The organism is Flavobacterium sp. KS-LB2, assembly GCF_036895565.1.
Taxonomy (GTDB): domain Bacteria; phylum Bacteroidota; class Bacteroidia; order Flavobacteriales; family Flavobacteriaceae; genus Flavobacterium.
On sequence record NZ_CP145904.1, the window covers coordinates 1,274,024 to 1,289,549 of the forward strand.

The window sequence follows — 15,526 nt, forward strand, 5'->3', positions numbered from 1 at the left end:
TTTAAATAAATACTAGGGTTTACATATTAAAAAATAAATAAAATGAAATTAGATATACTTGCTTTTGGTGCACATCCTGATGATGTAGAATTAGGTTGTGCAGGAACTATTTTAAAAGAAATCTCGTTAGGGAAAACAGTAGGGATTATTGATTTGACCCGAGGCGAATTAGGAACTCGTGGTTCAGCTGAAATTAGAGACCAAGAAGCAAATGCTGCCGCAAAGATTTTAGGAGTTTCTGCGCGTGAAAATTTAGAAATGCGTGATGGTTTTTTTGTTAATGACGAAAAGCATCAATTAGAAATTATAAAAATGATTCGAAAATATCAGCCTGAAATTGTTTTGTGTAATGCAATTGATGACCGACATATTGATCATGCAAAAGGAAGTAAGCTGGTTTCTGATGCTTGTTTTCTATCAGGGCTGATGAAGATTGAAACCACATTAGAAGATGAAAGACAAAAGGCTTGGAGACCCAAGTTGGTATACCATTACATACAATGGAAAAATATTGAACCGGATTTCGTAGTTGATATTACAGGTTTCACAGATAAAAAAATCGAATCCATTTTGGCATACGGTTCTCAATTTTATGATGCAAATTCTAATGAACCAGAATCGCCAATAACGAGTAAAAACTTCTTAGAAAGCCTGAATTATCGTTCTAGAGATTTAGGAAGACTCACAGGAGTAGAACATGCCGAAGGTTTTACTGTTGAAAGATATTTGGCAGTCAATAGCTTAGGAGATTTGATGTAAATTTGATGTAAATTTTTAAAAAAAATATTTGCAGAAGTAAACTTATGTTGTATATTTGCCACCGCTAAGCAAATGGTGGTTGTAGCTCAGTTGGTTAGAGCATCGGTTTGTGGTACCGAGGGTCGCGGGTTCGAGCCCCGTCTCCCACCCAGAAAGCAAAAGCCTCTCAGAAATGAGGGGCTTTTTTTGTGGATTAAATTTAGGTACAAAAAAGAGCTTTGAATTCCTTCAAAGCTCTTTTTTTGATTTGCACAAGGGATAGTAGTGTAAATCCTTTATTGACTCGTTTTTTAACGAGACGATAAAGATTGTAACGTATAGCCCGACCACGCTGTAACGCTAGTGAAAGCGTGGATGTGCCCCAATGGTTACTCTATTTCTTATCTACGATAGGTCTTTCGGTACGATTTGCCAGTTCCCAAGCGGTTACAAAAGCAAATTGCGCTCTTTTTGTTAATGCATCGTATTCAATTTTGTCAGGACTGTCTGTTGGTTTGTGATAGTCTGCATGTACGCCGTTGAAAAGGAATACTGAAGGAATACCATATTTTGCAAAGTTATAATGGTCAGAACGCTCATAGAAATGGTTTGGATCTTTAGGGTCATTGTATTTATAATCTAAATCCAAATTGGTGTATTTAGCGTTTGCAATGGTGCAAATGTTATCTAAATCTGTCGATAATCGGTTTGCGCCAATCACATATACATAATTATTACTGCCAGCATGCGCTTCGTCACGACGCCCTATCATGTCAATATTAATATCAGTAATGGTGTTTGCTAAGGGAAACAAAGGATTTTCAGAGTAATATCTGGAACCATGTAAGCCGTGTTCTTCACCAGTAACATGAAGAAAAAGTATTGAGCGTTTTGGGCCGTGTCCTGCTTTTTTAGCAATTTGGAATGCTTGCGCAATTTCTAACAAGGCCACTGTTCCTGATCCATCATCATCAGCACCATTATAAATTTCTCCGTTTTTTGCACCTACGTGATCGTAATGGGCAGAAATAACTAGTATCTCATTTGGTTTTTCAGAGCCTTCTATGAATGCCCAAACATTTTCTGAATCGGGTAAGTTTTCATTGCGTTTTGCATTAAGGAACGCAGCAGGGATTTTTTGGTAAAAGTCTGAAGCTCCAGTTGGGAAGCTGATACCGTTTTTCTTGTATTCATTGATGAGGTATAGACCTGCTTTTTTCTGGCCTGCTGAACCTGTTTCACGACCTTCCATTTCGTCAGAAGCAACGATATAAAGGTGCGTTTTTAATTCGTCAGCCGTAATTGTATTCATGTATTTTGTAGGGTCGATATTTGCAATACTAATTTTTTGAGTAGTACAGCTCATATTTAAAACGACCATCAGACCTAATAAAGGGATTTTTTTCATGTTTTTTTAATGTAAATTGATAAAGGTGTAAATAGCAAAAATTGATAAAATTATTATGATAAGAATGAAGTTTATAAAAAATAGTAAGCTACTTTTTATAAAAGATATTAAGCGCGTTTCTCCATAAAAACGATGGTGTGCGGGAAAGAAATAATAAATCATCCATGCAGTTCCTATGACGTTAATGACTATCTGTATGAAAGAAACAATCCCTAGTGCTGCAAATGGAGACAATCCTTTGTTAATAAGGAACAGTAATAGAAAAAGGAGTAATAAAAACGAAAAGTAATGTAAGGTAAAAATGCCATGGTCAAAGTAATACCAGCGTTTTTTGCTATGGAAAAGCCAGAGAAAAAAAGCAAAGATAGGCATGAAAACAAACAGGACTTTGGGTAAATTATGGGTAAAGGAGCTTATGAATTTTTCAATAATTTCACTTTGTGTGTTGTTTTTTTTAACAATTTGAATTTTTCTATTCATCCAATAATTAAAATCGGATAACTTTTCAGACTCAGGCGCATGTTTTTGGATGGAGTCTAATTGTTCTACTGATTCGTATCCAAATGACAGTATATTGATGTCATCTTTTGAATTAGTTTGGTTCTCTATAACCGAATCATTTTTGGTAATAATAGTATTCTGAAGAAACTTATTTTTAGTGGTTACTTTTGGTTCTTTTTTGAGTGCATTTTCATTGGAATTGATTGTATTGGGAAAAATAGCAATCAATAGAAAAGTAATAAAACTGATAAAAATATAAAGCCGAACAGGAGCCAAATAGGAGAGTCGTTTCCCAGAAAGATATTCTTTAGTCAATGCAGAGGGCTTGAATAAAAGATTTTTTATGGTTCTCCAAAAAGCATTTTCATAGTGCGTTAAGTCTTCAAAGAAGTGGATAAAGAGATGGTGAAAGGTCTTTCGGGTATCCGTATTCTCTTGTCCACAATTAGGACAGAATCTATTTTCTACAACATACCTGCAATTCAGACACGTTTTGTCGTTTCTTATTTTACTTTTGGACATAAAAAAAACAGTATAAATTATAGAATCTTGTTGTGTTTTAAGTTATAAAACTAACAAAAAAACTGAACTTATACTGTTTTTTAAAAATTATATATAAAAAATTATTTCAAAACTTCTTTTAAGAAAGTATTCATGCGTTCCCAAGAACGTTTTGCTGCTTTTTCATTGTACGCCGCTCCTTTAGAATTATCATTCCCAGCTTCAGGCTCTGTAAAAGCATGAACTGCATCAGCGTAATAAATCATTTCCCAATCTGCTTTTGTATCTCTCATTTCTTGTTGAAAAGCGGTTATTTCAGTTACAGGAACATAAGGATCATCAGCGCCGTGAAGCACTAAAACTCTAGTAGTAATTGGATTGTTTACTCTAGCAGCGTCACGACCTAAACCACCATGAAAAGAAACAATTCCTTGTGTTTTCATTCCAGTTCTTGCAGCTTCTAGAACACCAGTTCCACCAAAACAATAACCAATCATAACAATATTGTCTGGATTAGCGCCTGCTTTTACTAATTGATCTAACGCAAGTTGAATGCGTCTTTGATAATCACTCACATTAGTTTTGTAATAACCAGCTTGCTTTCCTGCTTCTTGTGTGTTGGTAGGATAATTTCCCTCGCCATAAATATCAGCTATAAAGGCATAATATCCCATGTTTGAAAGTTTTTCTGCTGATTCTTTGGAGTGATTGTCGATTCCTTTCCATGCGGGAAGGATTAAAATTCCGGGCTTCGTTTTGCTTCCTTTTTTAGGTGCAATTGCTAATCCGTTTAATTTTTGATTTCCATCCGTGTATTGTACTGCTTTTAACTGTGCAAAAGCGCCGTTGGAGAATAATAAAAATCCTAAAAAGGCTAAGAAAATATTTTTCATATTGATTGTTTTTATCTTTTACAAATATCTCAATTAATTTATTCTGAAATTAGTACCGTGATTTTTTTAATTGATAACAGTATTTTAAATTCTTATAATGGCGATTTGGTAATTATTCTCCGGGATGATAGGATTTCTCAGCATGTTTTTGAACGTCTTCTTTGTAAAACAAGACATCTTTGAATTCTCCATTTCTGTACATTTCTGCCTGATCGTAAAAATGTTTCGATTTTGGATCACCACTGTTTCCGCCTGCGAGTAATGATTTGGCTTTTATTTTTGGTCCAAATTCGACTGCGCACACAAAACTGTTTCCATTTGTTCCATAGCGTTTTTTGGTATCTTTTTGATAGTTGCTTTTGTATGCCGGTAAGCTTCCCCAAATTGCTGGTCCGTAACCTATAGGCAAACTTTCAAGAGCATCATTATAAATCAGATTTATGTCACCGGAAGCTCTTTGGAAACGGTTGATTTCTCCCCATGGAATTTGCCAAGTTCCAAATTTAATCTTCAAATCGTTTACCACCATATGTAATTGCGGAATCAATTGATCTGGAAATGCGTTTTTTGCAAAATTACGGGTGTTTTCCACTTGGTCCATTTCGCCTTCATCTACATACACTTTTTGAATAATTGGGTCTAATTTATACCCCCATTCCACAGCGAGAGTTGTAGCCACAGAATTTTCTCGAGCATAATAATCCCAATTTTTTAATAGCGCTATCGGTTCTGAAAGCTCAGCGTAGCGCGGGTCTTCTATACTGATATTTTTGTCAAAACTAGAAATTAATGCTGGAATTAAAAACTCGAAAGCGGTCAGTTTTGTGTCGTAACCGTCAGCAATTACTTTGTCTAAGGTATATTTATCGCCTTTACTCAAGAGTCGAACGGCATTTAATCCTCTGAAACTTTCCCCATCTGGTGCCATGTACGGCAAGTAGTTTTCTTCTTTTGGACTATTGGCACCCGCTACGGTGTACGGTGTAGAATTACAGTTTTGCAGCCAACCATTTATTGGGTTATAAGAATGTACCGTTTCTGAAACTTCATGTAATCCTTTCCATTGTGTTGCCGGTGTTGTACCGTCTATAACTTTTGACCAATTTAGTTTCTTGTCCCGAATAGGAACAAAATTCCCATGCCAATACGCTATATTTCCTTCTTTATCAGCATAAACCGTATTGTTTGAAGTATTGGCTTTCAAATCCATTGCTGTTTTGTAGTCTGCAAAGTTTTTTGATTTTGTTCGTATCCAACTTTGTTCTAAACTTTTCATCGAACGATTATTCGATTTTAAGCTAATCCATTTCCCGTCTCTTATGGCCATTATGGGACCGTGATTGGTATGATAGGTGTTGAATGATTTAGGAATCAATTTCCCGTTTTCCAGATATTTTATAGTTATTTTTTTCTCGATAACCGGAACTAATTTGTTGTTGTATTCGTAAAAAAGTTTGTTGTTTTTGGTCACGATTTTTTCAGCATACATATCCGCAACATCTACATTTGAAGAGGTATGCATCCAGCCGCAATTCTCATTAAATCCTTGGTAAATGAAAAATTGTCCCCAAGTCACTGCTCCGTAAGCGTTCAATCCTTCTTCGCTGCTCATTTGTATTTCTGGTCTATAATAAAAAGAAGTATGTGGATTAATGTATAAAATGGAGTTTCCCGATGCCGTTTTTGATGGAGCAATTGCAAAACCATTAGAACCTGTTTGCACGTCTTTTTCTCTTTCTATGTAGGCCACTTTATCAGTATTTCCAGAATAAAAAGCTTTCAATTCTCCGGTTGAAAGATCAGCGGTGCTTATGGCTCCAATACTTCCATCGGTCCAAAGCAACGGGAACCACGGTTCAAAACGAGTCAATAAAGCGGGTTTTACTTCGGGGTGATTGTATAGGTAAAAGTTGATTCCGTCCGCATAACTGTTTAATAATTTTTTCAACCAAGGTGCCGCTTTTTTATAATCTGCTTTCGCTTCTTCGGTATTCATCAAAAGTTTAATTTCTAAATCATTGTATAAAACCGACTGCCCTTTGATTTCCGAAAGGCGACCGAGTTTTTCAATATAATTCATTTCTACCCGCTTGAAATCGTCTTCACATTGTGCGTATAACATTCCAAAAACGGCATCCGCATCGGTTTTTCCATATATGTGTGGAATTCCCCAATTATCCCTGATAATGGTGACTTGTTGGGACAGTTTTTTTAGTCTTTCTATTTCTTGATTTGATATTTTTTGTGAAAACATCGAGAAACTAAAACAAAAAACTAGGATTGTAACTGGTAAATGATTTTTGAAATACTTCATTTTATGGAATATTATGTTAGAGACTTACATTTCTTTTGAAAGCACAACCCAATTCAATTATTGAATCCGTTTTGGCAATACCAGGAATATTGTCTATTTTTTCATAAAGAACTTTACGCATGTGCTCATGATCTTTGGCAATAATTTTTATGTAAAGGGTAAACGATCCGGTGATGTAATAGCATTCTGTTATTTCAGGGATTTTTTTCAGTTCTTCAATAATCCTGTCAGAATCTTGATCTTTATTTAAGGTAATTCCGGTAAAAGATCCCCAATCATAACCTACTTTTTTTTCATTGATTAGAGGTTTTATCCCGGTAAGTATTCCTTGTTCCATTAATCTATTGATGCGTTGATGCACCATGGTGTTAGATATTTTTAGATTGGCTGCAATGGCTGAATAGGCCATTCTTCCGTCTTTCTCTAATTCTTTGATAATATTGATATCGAATTCGTCTACTATATCCATGTTGGTTTAATTATAAATGATGCTTTTGTGTTTGTATAAAAGTACTTATTTTTATTTATTTCGAAATGCGTCTGTAAATCGAATTGTAAATTTAAAAAATGACTTAATTTCAATCTAAATTAAAGAAATATTTCTAAATATAATCTTTTTAAAAGTCAAAATATTTATTTTTATTGGTAAATTAAAAAAAAATAGTAATTTTGTACTTTAAAGTATTAAAATCCAAACATCATGGCACATACAGAACAAAACCTTTCTTCAAAATCTGAAGCGTTGATAGCAAAAGAGAATCAATACGGAGCTCACAATTACCATCCTTTACCTGTAGTTTTAGAAAGAGGTGAAGGGGTTCATGTATGGGATGTGGACGGAAAAAAATATTATGATTTTTTATCGGCTTATTCTGCCGTGAATCAAGGACATTGCCATCCAAAAATTGTTGGTGCTATGATAAAACAAGCGCAAACGTTGACATTGACTTCACGTGCTTTTCACAATGATCAATTAGGACCGTTTGAGGAATATGTGACCAAGTATTTTGGTTTTGATAAAGTATTACCTATGAATACTGGTGCTGAAGCAGTGGAAACGGCTTTGAAGTTATGCAGAAAATGGGCGTATGAGGTTAAAGGAATCCCTGAAAATCAAGCGCAAATTATCGTTTGTGAAAATAATTTTCATGGAAGAACTACAACAATCATTTCATTTTCGAACGATGAAACTGCGCGTAAAAGCTTCGGGCCATTCACGGCTGGATTTATTAAAATTCCATACGATGATGTCGAAGCATTGGAAAACGTTTTAAAATCAACCAAAAATATTGCTGGATTTTTAGTGGAACCTATTCAAGGTGAAGCAGGAGTTTATGTTCCTTCCGAAGGATATTTAGCAAAAACGAAAGCACTTTGTGAAGCACATAATGTTTTATTTATTGCGGATGAAGTGCAAACAGGAATTGCGCGCACAGGAAGATTATTGGCAACTTGTGGAAATTGTGACTGTAAAAAAGGATGTGAAAACAAACCAGAAGTAAAACCAGATATCTTAATCTTGGGTAAAGCCATTTCTGGAGGTGTTTATCCTGTTTCGGCAGTTTTAGCGAATGATGCTATTATGAATGTAATTAAGCCAGGGCAACACGGCTCAACTTTTGGAGGAAACCCAATTGCTGCTGCCGTTGCTATTGCTGCACTAGAAGTTGTGAAAGAGGAAAATTTAGCACAAAATGCAGCTTACTTAGGCGAAGTTTTAAGAACGGGACTGAATGAGATTGCTGCCAGAAATCCATTAATAACGCTGGTTAGAGGAAAAGGATTATTGAATGCTATAGTTGTCAATAGTGATGAAGAATCTGACTTGGCTTGGGATATTTGTATGAAATTTAGAGATTATGGATTATTGGCCAAACCAACACATGGTAACAAAATTCGATTTGCCCCGCCATTAGTAATCACGGAATCTCAAATACACGAATGTTTGGCAATTATTGAAAAAGCTTTAAATGATTTCAGATAATGGGAAAAACGATAAAGTTAATAAAGAATCGATCCGATATTGGAGCTGGTACTCGGGGTTCCGACTTAGGTATTGATGCTATCGAAATTGCTGCAATTAATCAGAATAGTGACTATTTTAATCAATTTGAGTTTGAAGATGTCAAAACGCATAACGAATCGATATATGATAAAAACCGGAGTTCATCTGCTAAAAGAATTGAGCATGTGGTGGAGCAATGTACCCGAGTTTGTAATGCAGTAAAGAAAAGTATCGAAGGTAATTATTTTCCAATAGTATTATCAGGAGATCATTCCTCGGCATTAGGAACTTTAAGTGGTATAAAAGCGGCGTATCCAGAGCAAAATATTGGAGTATTTTGGATTGATGCCCATGCAGATTTGCATTCGCCTTATACTTCGCCATCAGGAAATATTCATGGAATGCCATTGTCAGCAGCTCTCGGTGATGATAATCTGAGTTGTCAAAACAATGTAGTTCCTTCAGAAACCCAACAGCATTGGGAAGATATGAAAAATATAGGCTATCAAGGACCGAAAGTTTTAGCCGAAAATCTGATTTATTTTGGTGTTCGTGATACCGAAGAAGAGGAAGATCATCAAATTGAAAAACTAAACATTAAAAATTATAAGGTTGACGAAGTGCGTTACAGAGGATTGGAAACCTGTGTGGCTGAATCTTTGTCAAAACTTGCGCATTGTGATGTGTTGTATATTTCTTTTGATGTGGATTCTATGGATTGTGATATGATATCTTATGGTACTGGTACACCTGTTCCAAAAGGTTTTGATCAGTATGAAATCATAGCGATTATCAATCAGATTATCCAAACGAAAAAAGTAGTTTGTATCGAATTTGTGGAGGTAAATCCTTTACTAGATACTAAAGGAAATAAAATGGCTGAAACCGCTTTTGAGGTTTTGGAAGCGATAACAACAACACTTATTCTTCCTATTGAATAATTGTATTTGTTACTTTAAAAAGTATAAAAAAGTCCGAAATCTTAATTAGACCGCACCCAAAATTTTAGACAAATTTATAATTAATTTTGATAATAATGAGCTCGATATTGTATCGGGCTCATTTTGTTTAAATTTGATCTTTTTCTTTATTTGTAATCTCTTTTATATTGTAATATTCTATACTTATAAATTGAGTTTGTAGCTCTTTATTGGGGTTTTAGAAGATTGAGAAAGTTTTAAATTTCTTCAAAATTGTTTATCTTGCTGAACTCACTGATCATATACACCATTAAATTCTGATCAAACAAATAATCCTGAAAAGAAATAAAGCAAAGAAGCATGAATAAAGTAGTGAATTTTATTGACTTACATAGCGGAGAAGAAAATAAAAAGAAAGTATTAGAGAATGTGACGTCAAACATATCTTTTCGAGGATCCAACTTATGGATTTTAGCTTGTGCAATTGTGGTAGCTTCAGTTGGCTTGAATGTAAATTCAACTGCGGTTATTATTGGTGCCATGCTTATTTCACCTTTAATGGGGCCTATTGTAGGTGCTGGTTTTGGTTTGGGAATTTATGATTTTAATTTGCTCAAACGATCACTTAAAAATTTGCTTATTGCTACTGTAGTGGGTTTAGTAGTTTCTTCTATTTACTTTTATTTGAGTCCTTTTAAAGACACACAGTCCGAACTTTTAGCCAGAACCTCGCCTAATATTTACGATATTTTTATTGCTTTTTTTGGAGGATTGGTAGGCGTAATCGCTATTACAAGGGTAGAAAAAGGAAATCCAATACCAGGAGTTGCCATCGCAACGGCTTTAATGCCACCTTTGTGTACGGCGGGTTACGGTCTAGCTTTGGGGAATTTTAAATTCTTTTTTGGCGCCATGTATTTGTACACGATTAATTGTGTTTTTATTTGTATTGCAACTTTTATTATAGTCAAGTACTTAAAATATCCAATTGTTAAACAAACTGATTTAAAGACGGAAAAGAGAGTGAAGTATATGATTTCTTTTTTGACTTTAGCTTTGATTGTTCCTAGTATCTTTTTTGCATATCAGCTTTATCAAGAAAAAAAATACAAACAAAAGGTAGAACAATTTTTGAAAGTTGAGCTAATAGATAAAGGGTACACTGTGCTGTATAAAAAAACGCAGTTTACATCTAACCCTAAAAAAATAGATATTGCTTTTTTGCGAAAAAGGTTTGATAATGAAGAAATAAAAGGGCTTAATGAAAAATTGAAAACGTATGAATTGAACAATACGGTTTTAAATATTATTCAAGATACAACCGACCTGAAGCAGGATATTTTGAATGAAATTACATTCAACAATAAAACCATGAGTGAGAAAGATTTGATTATTGCCAAGTTGCAAAATCAAATAACTTCTTTGAAATTTGATAACAATGCTATTCTAAATGAAACAAGAATACTGTTTCCTGATATTGAGAATATTGCCATTGCAAATCATGTTTTTAATGAAAATCAAGCTACCAAAAAAGTGATTACTGTAGTGCTTTATGAAAGTAAAAAAGATATAAATGCTACCGAAAAACAAAAACTCGCAGCATGGCTAAAAAACAAATTCAAAACAGATGAGGTAGAAATTTATAAAAGGCAATAAATTCGCTTAAACCTTGTGTTTGACTGTTTTTTAAATTAATATGATTTAGATTTGCTTTAAATATTTTTTGATTTCGTTACAGGTTTGTTTGGCATTTCTGTTTATTCCAATGAGTGTTGCTTATGCGTAACCAGTCCAACTGCCGTAACCTGCCAGCCACAATCCGGGAATTTCAGTTGCTTTGCTTTCTTCGGTTTTTACAATACCGCGTTCATCTGCTGAAACAATATTTTTCAAAAAAGACGTAGCATAACCAAAACCGGTACACCAGATTATCGCATCAAAATCTTCTTTGGTTCCGTCAGACCAAATCACACCGTTTTCATACATGCTATCAAAACCGCCACTTGAAATCAAAACTCCCCTAGAGCGAGCTTCTTTCACAGGCGGCACCATTACAATATTTCCTAAATCATAATTGGCGGCATTAAATGGTTTTCCTTCTTTTTCAGCTTTGTATTTGGCAGTTGCCACGTTGAAAAGATAAAATCCATCCACTTCATTCGGCAAGTATTGAGGTGGTTTTCTGGTAGACCATTTCACAGTGGTGACTTTAGAAACTTCGGCTACAATTTGCGCACCTGAATTTCCTTCGCCAACAACAAGAACTTTTAAATTTCTAAACTGTTCTGCATTTTTGTAATTAGCAGAATGGATTTGAATCCCTTTGAAAGTTTCTATTCCTTTAATCTTTGGAATAAAAGGATTGTTCCAAGTTCCTGCCGCAGCAATTATTGCTTTTGAAAAATAGATTCCTCTATTGGTGTAAACTTTGAATACTTGATTTTCACATGTTATGTTTTCTACAGTAATCGCTCGTTCTATCGGCAGTTCGTAACGCTTTTCATATTGGCACAAATAATCGATTACTTCCTGTTTTAAAGGAAACAGATTTTCAGATTTTGGCATCAACCAACCCGCTAAAGAACTGTGTTCGGCAGGAGAAAAAAGAGTCAAACTGTCCCAAGCATGAAGCCAGGCGCCGCCACACTTTTCTTCTTTATCCAAGATTAGAAAGTTGAGTTTATAGCGTCGTAAATAATATCCGCATGCCAATCCGCTTTGTCCGCCACCGATAACAATAACATCCAGAATTTTGTGCATTGGAATTTTACTTTAAGTTGTTTTAGAATAATATTTTTTTCTTAACCAAAAAGCAATATTTACCAAAATTATCAAAGCAGGAACTTCGACTAGTGGTCCAATAACTCCTGCAAATGCTTGTCCGCTATTGATTCCGAAAACACCAATGGAAACGGCAATTGCTAATTCAAAATTATTTCCGGAGGCGGTAAATGAAAGTGCAACGGCATCTCTATAATTGGCTCCAATTTTTTTGGAAACAAAAAACATTAGGAAAAACATAATGGCAAAGAAAATGACAAGAGGAATGGCAATCCGAATGACATCCAATGGTAAATCAACAATCATTTCACCTTTTAAGCTAAACATGACTACGATTGTAAAAAGCAAAGCAATCAAAGTAATGGGAGAAACAAACGGAATAAACTTTTGATTGAACCATTTGTCTCCAATAAATTTCTTTATAGTATAACGGCTAATTACTGCCAATGCAAATGGAATTCCTAAATATATTCCAACCGTTGTAGCGATTTGAACAACTGTAATATTTAATTCCAATCCTTTAATTCCAAATAATGGCAACATGATTTCCAGATAGAAATAAGCATATAAACCAAAAAAGAACACTTGAAGCAAACTATTAATTCCGATTAGTCCAGCCGTTAATTCGCGGTTTCCTTCGGCTAATTCATTCCAAACAATTACCATTGCAATGCAAGGCGCAATTCCAATAATGATTAGACCCGTCATGTATTCCGGATAATCTTTCAAAAAGAATGTTGCCAATGAAAACATTAAAAATGGACCAACAATCCAGGTGATAAAGAAAGAAGCGGTCAGTAATTTTGGTTTTTCAAACATTAAAGGAATTTTTGAAAAATCAATTTTTGTCAATGGTGGATACATCATTAATATCAATCCAATTGCCAGAGGTACATTGGTCGTTCCGCTTGAAAAAGAGTTGATGAAACCGCTGCTGGAGGGGATAAAATAGCCAATGGAAACGCCAATCGCCATTGCCAGAAAGATCCAAAGTGTAAGGTAACTATCGAGAAAATTTAATCTTTTTTTAGCGGTCATTATTGTGATTTTATTTGGGAGAATACATAAAATATTTCGGTTGCAATTTGCAAACTGCGTTCCTGATACTTTTCGGCTTGTTGAGATGTATTGTCAAATGCTTTTGGATCTTCAAAAGTGATTGGAATACGCATTTCAGCACCGACAATAAATGGGCAACCTCCATCTGCTTGCGAACAAGTCAATATCGCTGCAAATTCACTTTGCGGATTAAAATCATCATCATACGTTTTTGAAAAACCAATAATAGGATGTTCGTTTTCTCCATATTTTATGGTATAAACAGGATTATTTCCTGCTGCAATGATTTTGATTTTAAATCCCGATTGTTCCAATGTTTTTGCTACCACAGGAAATAAAGCCGTTGCTTCGGTCCCGCCAGAATAACAAAACACATTTTTTATATTGAAATGTGCCGCCGCTGTTTGCGCCCAAACCTGAGATAAATGGCTTCTCCTTGAATTGTGGGTGCAGATTAAGTTCAACCGAATTTCTTGTTGATTGGTAACTTTATTTTGAATAAAATCAATAAGCGGTTGCAAAACGATTTTACGTTCAGCAGAAATGCTCTCGAAATTAAAAGTATTGATTATTTTTTCGATTTCTGGAAATAGGATGATTTTGGTTAGTTCCATTTTAAGGTTTTAAAATTAACAACAACCTCCACCTGGAGTACAGCTATTAGTTTGACTTGCAATTTTAGATAACTTTACTTTTTGTTTTTCGGTAGGAATTCCACATTGGTCTTCAGCCAAACAGGCGGTTTGTTTGTTTAGTAAAGTAAATGCAGTTCCGTTGAAACCTAAATCGTATTTACCAATTGTTTCTGCTTGATATTCTACTTCAATTTCGAAATCTTCGATTCCTAATACTTTTTCTGAAAGTGCAATTATATCTAGAAGTTTTTTAGGTTTTAAACGGTGTTCAAAATCATTTGCATCCCATAACTGGAAATTCACAACGGTTTCTTTTCGAACTTTTCCGCCACAGTCAATAAAGTTTTTAGTGATTAAACCCACTTCAGTTACGTGAAAATGTTCTGGAACATAAGTGCCGTTTGGCAATACAAAAGCAACATTGTCTAATGTGCTCAACTGTTTTTTAATTTCTGATAGTTTCATATGAAGATAATATTTATTTTTTTTAATGGAATATGGTATCGCCATTCCTAGTATTATATTATTTTTTGAGTCATGGCGATGTCATTTTAGTATATTTTAAAAATTAACAACATTGATTTTTCTTGTTTTCTAAATAGGTATTGATGTGCTGAAAAAAGCCTTTTATTTTATTGAAACCTGCTTCGTTGAGACAATAGCAAATGGCATTTCCTTCAAAATTGCCTCGTATGAGTCCGGCATTTTTTAGTTCTTTCAAATGCTGTGAAACGGTAGGTTGGGCTAGAGGCAACTCGTTTACGATATCTCCACAAATGCAACTATTTACTTTAATAAGGTGTTGAATAATGGCAATACGGGCAGGATGACCTATGGCTTTGGCCAAAGTTGCCAATTCGTTTTGCTCATTTGTAAAATGTTCTGATTTTGTAATTCCCATCGTTATATATTTATATTGCAATATTACGATATATATGTCTCGAAAGCAAATTTAGAAAGGTGAATTTTTAAAAGGTCTTCAAATTCACATCCATTTTGATAAAAAATCAATCAATTCTTCTCTCAAATCTTTAAATAATTTTTCAAAGACAGTGATGTTTTCTCGATGTTTTTTGTGATCTGAAAATTTTTCGTGATCAACAGCATTGGGATTTTTTAGTACCGATGTCTCAAGAAATGACTCATGACTTTTAATATCGTGATTTAAAATGTCAATTTGTTCCTTTTGAATGAGGAGTTGATTATGAAAATGGTCAACTAAAGCTCGTAATTCTCCGGAAGTGTTCTTTTGGGAAATCTCCTCAATCCGATTGTTCATAATCTTAATTTCATCTTTATAAAACAAAAGTTTATTTAACCATGTTTTGTGTTCTTCGTGTAATTGATAAATTGTTTTTTTAGTTTCCATTTTTCTGTCTTTTAAATAGTTTGATATTAATTGGTTAAGTGTTGTTTGTATTGTAATAAAATTGAAAAGGAGAAAGAGTTGGAGCAGAGTTTCAAAATGTCAAAGCTCAAATAAATCTTTCGGAATAGCATGAAAACCAATAGATTTAACTTTGTTTTCAATAGCATCTATAGTGATCATTTTTGACGTATGAACAGTAAATTCTCTTGGAAAAACATCAGTATTCAATATCACTTCTTTTATCCCGTCTAATTCCATGAGACTTGTTTTGATTTCTAATAGATCTAAATCTTTAATGGCATTTGTTCCAAAAATTTTACCATGATTACCTGGAATTACGTTGTCTGTTAGTATACTCATGACGCTGTTTTTTAAAGTTATAAATGTGATTTGATTAAATCT

General features: G+C 34.3%; 16 protein-coding genes and 1 tRNA gene. 5 read left to right on the top strand and 12 right to left on the bottom strand.

Features of this window, described 5'->3' with window-relative positions; all coding sequences use genetic code 11:
• Positions 1-42 precede the first annotated feature (42 nt).
• On the top strand, positions 43-759 hold the full coding sequence (gene bshB1, locus V5J73_RS05470) for a bacillithiol biosynthesis deacetylase BshB1 (protein WP_338648161.1): 717 nt from the start codon (positions 43-45) through the stop codon (positions 757-759).
• A gap of 74 nt (positions 760-833) precedes the next feature.
• A tRNA-His gene (locus tag V5J73_RS05475) sits at positions 834-909 on the top strand.
• A 223-nt stretch (positions 910-1,132) separates the two neighbouring features.
• On the opposite strand, the gene V5J73_RS05480 is transcribed toward V5J73_RS05475, so the two are convergent.
• The 5 genes from V5J73_RS05480 to V5J73_RS05500 all read right to left on the bottom strand — a co-directional run bounded on the left by V5J73_RS05480 (position 1,133) and on the right by V5J73_RS05500 (position 6,824).
• The gene (locus V5J73_RS05480) at positions 1,133-2,146 is read right to left on the bottom strand and encodes a M28 family peptidase (RefSeq protein ID WP_338648164.1); all 1,014 of its coding nucleotides are present in this window, start codon (positions 2,144-2,146) and stop codon (positions 1,133-1,135) included.
• A gap of 6 nt (positions 2,147-2,152) precedes the next feature.
• Positions 2,153-3,169, bottom strand: a complete 1,017-nt coding sequence (locus V5J73_RS05485) for a DUF3667 domain-containing protein (RefSeq protein ID WP_338648165.1) — start codon at positions 3,167-3,169, stop codon at positions 2,153-2,155.
• A gap of 101 nt (positions 3,170-3,270) precedes the next feature.
• Positions 3,271-4,041: a dienelactone hydrolase family protein gene (locus V5J73_RS05490; RefSeq protein ID WP_338648168.1), complete on the bottom strand. Its 771-nt coding sequence runs from the start codon at positions 4,039-4,041 to the stop codon at positions 3,271-3,273.
• Between the two features lie 112 nt (positions 4,042-4,153).
• On the bottom strand, positions 4,154-6,355 hold the full coding sequence (locus V5J73_RS05495) for a penicillin acylase family protein (protein WP_338648170.1): 2,202 nt from the start codon (positions 6,353-6,355) through the stop codon (positions 4,154-4,156).
• 16 nt (positions 6,356-6,371) lie between these two features.
• Positions 6,372-6,824, bottom strand: coding sequence for an Lrp/AsnC family transcriptional regulator (locus V5J73_RS05500; RefSeq protein WP_338648171.1), 453 nt, complete (start codon positions 6,822-6,824; stop codon positions 6,372-6,374).
• Between the two features lie 231 nt (positions 6,825-7,055).
• On the opposite strand from V5J73_RS05500, the gene rocD reads away from it, so the two are divergent.
• The 3 genes from rocD to V5J73_RS05515 all read left to right on the top strand — a co-directional run bounded on the left by rocD (position 7,056) and on the right by V5J73_RS05515 (position 10,936).
• Entirely contained in the window at positions 7,056-8,339 is a 1,284-nt protein-coding gene (gene rocD / locus V5J73_RS05505; protein WP_338648172.1) for an ornithine--oxo-acid transaminase, read from the top strand.
• The gene (locus tag V5J73_RS05510) at positions 8,339-9,301 is read left to right on the top strand and encodes an arginase (protein ID WP_338648173.1); all 963 of its coding nucleotides are present in this window, start codon (positions 8,339-8,341) and stop codon (positions 9,299-9,301) included. The genes rocD and V5J73_RS05510 overlap by 1 nt, the downstream gene beginning before the upstream one ends.
• 339 nt (positions 9,302-9,640) lie before the next feature.
• Positions 9,641-10,936, top strand: coding sequence for a TIGR00341 family protein (locus V5J73_RS05515; protein WP_338648174.1), 1,296 nt, complete (start codon positions 9,641-9,643; stop codon positions 10,934-10,936).
• Between the two features lie 120 nt (positions 10,937-11,056).
• Here V5J73_RS05515 and V5J73_RS05520 read toward each other — a convergent pair whose 3' ends face one another.
• The 7 genes from V5J73_RS05520 to V5J73_RS05550 form a co-directional block, all read right to left on the bottom strand.
• Positions 11,057-12,040: an ArsO family NAD(P)H-dependent flavin-containing monooxygenase gene (locus V5J73_RS05520; protein ID WP_338648175.1), complete on the bottom strand. Its 984-nt coding sequence runs from the start codon at positions 12,038-12,040 to the stop codon at positions 11,057-11,059.
• A gap of 12 nt (positions 12,041-12,052) precedes the next feature.
• A complete protein-coding gene (gene arsB / locus V5J73_RS05525; RefSeq protein ID WP_338648177.1) occupies positions 12,053-13,099 on the bottom strand; it encodes an ACR3 family arsenite efflux transporter in 1,047 nt (348 codons plus the stop codon).
• The gene (locus V5J73_RS05530) at positions 13,099-13,734 is read right to left on the bottom strand and encodes an arsenate-mycothiol transferase ArsC (protein ID WP_338648178.1); all 636 of its coding nucleotides are present in this window, start codon (positions 13,732-13,734) and stop codon (positions 13,099-13,101) included. The genes arsB and V5J73_RS05530 overlap by 1 nt, the downstream gene beginning before the upstream one ends.
• A 15-nt stretch (positions 13,735-13,749) precedes the next feature.
• On the bottom strand, positions 13,750-14,220 hold the full coding sequence (locus V5J73_RS05535; protein WP_338648179.1) for a DUF6428 family protein: 471 nt from the start codon (positions 14,218-14,220) through the stop codon (positions 13,750-13,752).
• A 103-nt stretch (positions 14,221-14,323) separates the two neighbouring features.
• The gene (locus V5J73_RS05540) at positions 14,324-14,656 is read right to left on the bottom strand and encodes an ArsR/SmtB family transcription factor (protein ID WP_338648180.1); all 333 of its coding nucleotides are present in this window, start codon (positions 14,654-14,656) and stop codon (positions 14,324-14,326) included.
• Positions 14,657-14,740: 84 nt separating this feature from the next.
• A complete protein-coding gene (locus tag V5J73_RS05545; RefSeq protein ID WP_338648181.1) occupies positions 14,741-15,124 on the bottom strand; it encodes a hypothetical protein in 384 nt (127 codons plus the stop codon).
• Between the two features lie 99 nt (positions 15,125-15,223).
• The gene (locus V5J73_RS05550; protein ID WP_338648182.1) at positions 15,224-15,484 is read right to left on the bottom strand and encodes a heavy-metal-associated domain-containing protein; all 261 of its coding nucleotides are present in this window, start codon (positions 15,482-15,484) and stop codon (positions 15,224-15,226) included.
• Positions 15,485-15,526: the final 42 nt, after the last annotated feature.

Coding starts and splice junctions, on each gene's coding strand:
- bshB1 (WP_338648161.1), top strand. CDS start 43: ATGAAATTAGATATACTTGCTTTTGGTGCACATCCTGATGATGTAGAA.
- V5J73_RS05480 (WP_338648164.1), bottom strand. CDS start 2,146: ATGAAAAAAATCCCTTTATTAGGTCTGATGGTCGTTTTAAATATGAGC.
- V5J73_RS05485 (WP_338648165.1), bottom strand. CDS start 3,169: ATGTCCAAAAGTAAAATAAGAAACGACAAAACGTGTCTGAATTGCAGG.
- V5J73_RS05490 (WP_338648168.1), bottom strand. CDS start 4,041: ATGAAAAATATTTTCTTAGCCTTTTTAGGATTTTTATTATTCTCCAAC.
- V5J73_RS05495 (WP_338648170.1), bottom strand. CDS start 6,355: ATGAAGTATTTCAAAAATCATTTACCAGTTACAATCCTAGTTTTTTGT.
- V5J73_RS05500 (WP_338648171.1), bottom strand. CDS start 6,824: ATGGATATAGTAGACGAATTCGATATCAATATTATCAAAGAATTAGAG.
- rocD (WP_338648172.1), top strand. CDS start 7,056: ATGGCACATACAGAACAAAACCTTTCTTCAAAATCTGAAGCGTTGATA.
- V5J73_RS05510 (WP_338648173.1), top strand. CDS start 8,339: ATGGGAAAAACGATAAAGTTAATAAAGAATCGATCCGATATTGGAGCT.
- V5J73_RS05515 (WP_338648174.1), top strand. CDS start 9,641: ATGAATAAAGTAGTGAATTTTATTGACTTACATAGCGGAGAAGAAAAT.
- V5J73_RS05520 (WP_338648175.1), bottom strand. CDS start 12,040: ATGCACAAAATTCTGGATGTTATTGTTATCGGTGGCGGACAAAGCGGA.
- arsB (WP_338648177.1), bottom strand. CDS start 13,099: ATGACCGCTAAAAAAAGATTAAATTTTCTCGATAGTTACCTTACACTT.
- V5J73_RS05530 (WP_338648178.1), bottom strand. CDS start 13,734: ATGGAACTAACCAAAATCATCCTATTTCCAGAAATCGAAAAAATAATC.
- V5J73_RS05535 (WP_338648179.1), bottom strand. CDS start 14,220: ATGAAACTATCAGAAATTAAAAAACAGTTGAGCACATTAGACAATGTT.
- V5J73_RS05540 (WP_338648180.1), bottom strand. CDS start 14,656: ATGGGAATTACAAAATCAGAACATTTTACAAATGAGCAAAACGAATTG.
- V5J73_RS05545 (WP_338648181.1), bottom strand. CDS start 15,124: ATGGAAACTAAAAAAACAATTTATCAATTACACGAAGAACACAAAACA.
- V5J73_RS05550 (WP_338648182.1), bottom strand. CDS start 15,484: ATGAGTATACTAACAGACAACGTAATTCCAGGTAATCATGGTAAAATT.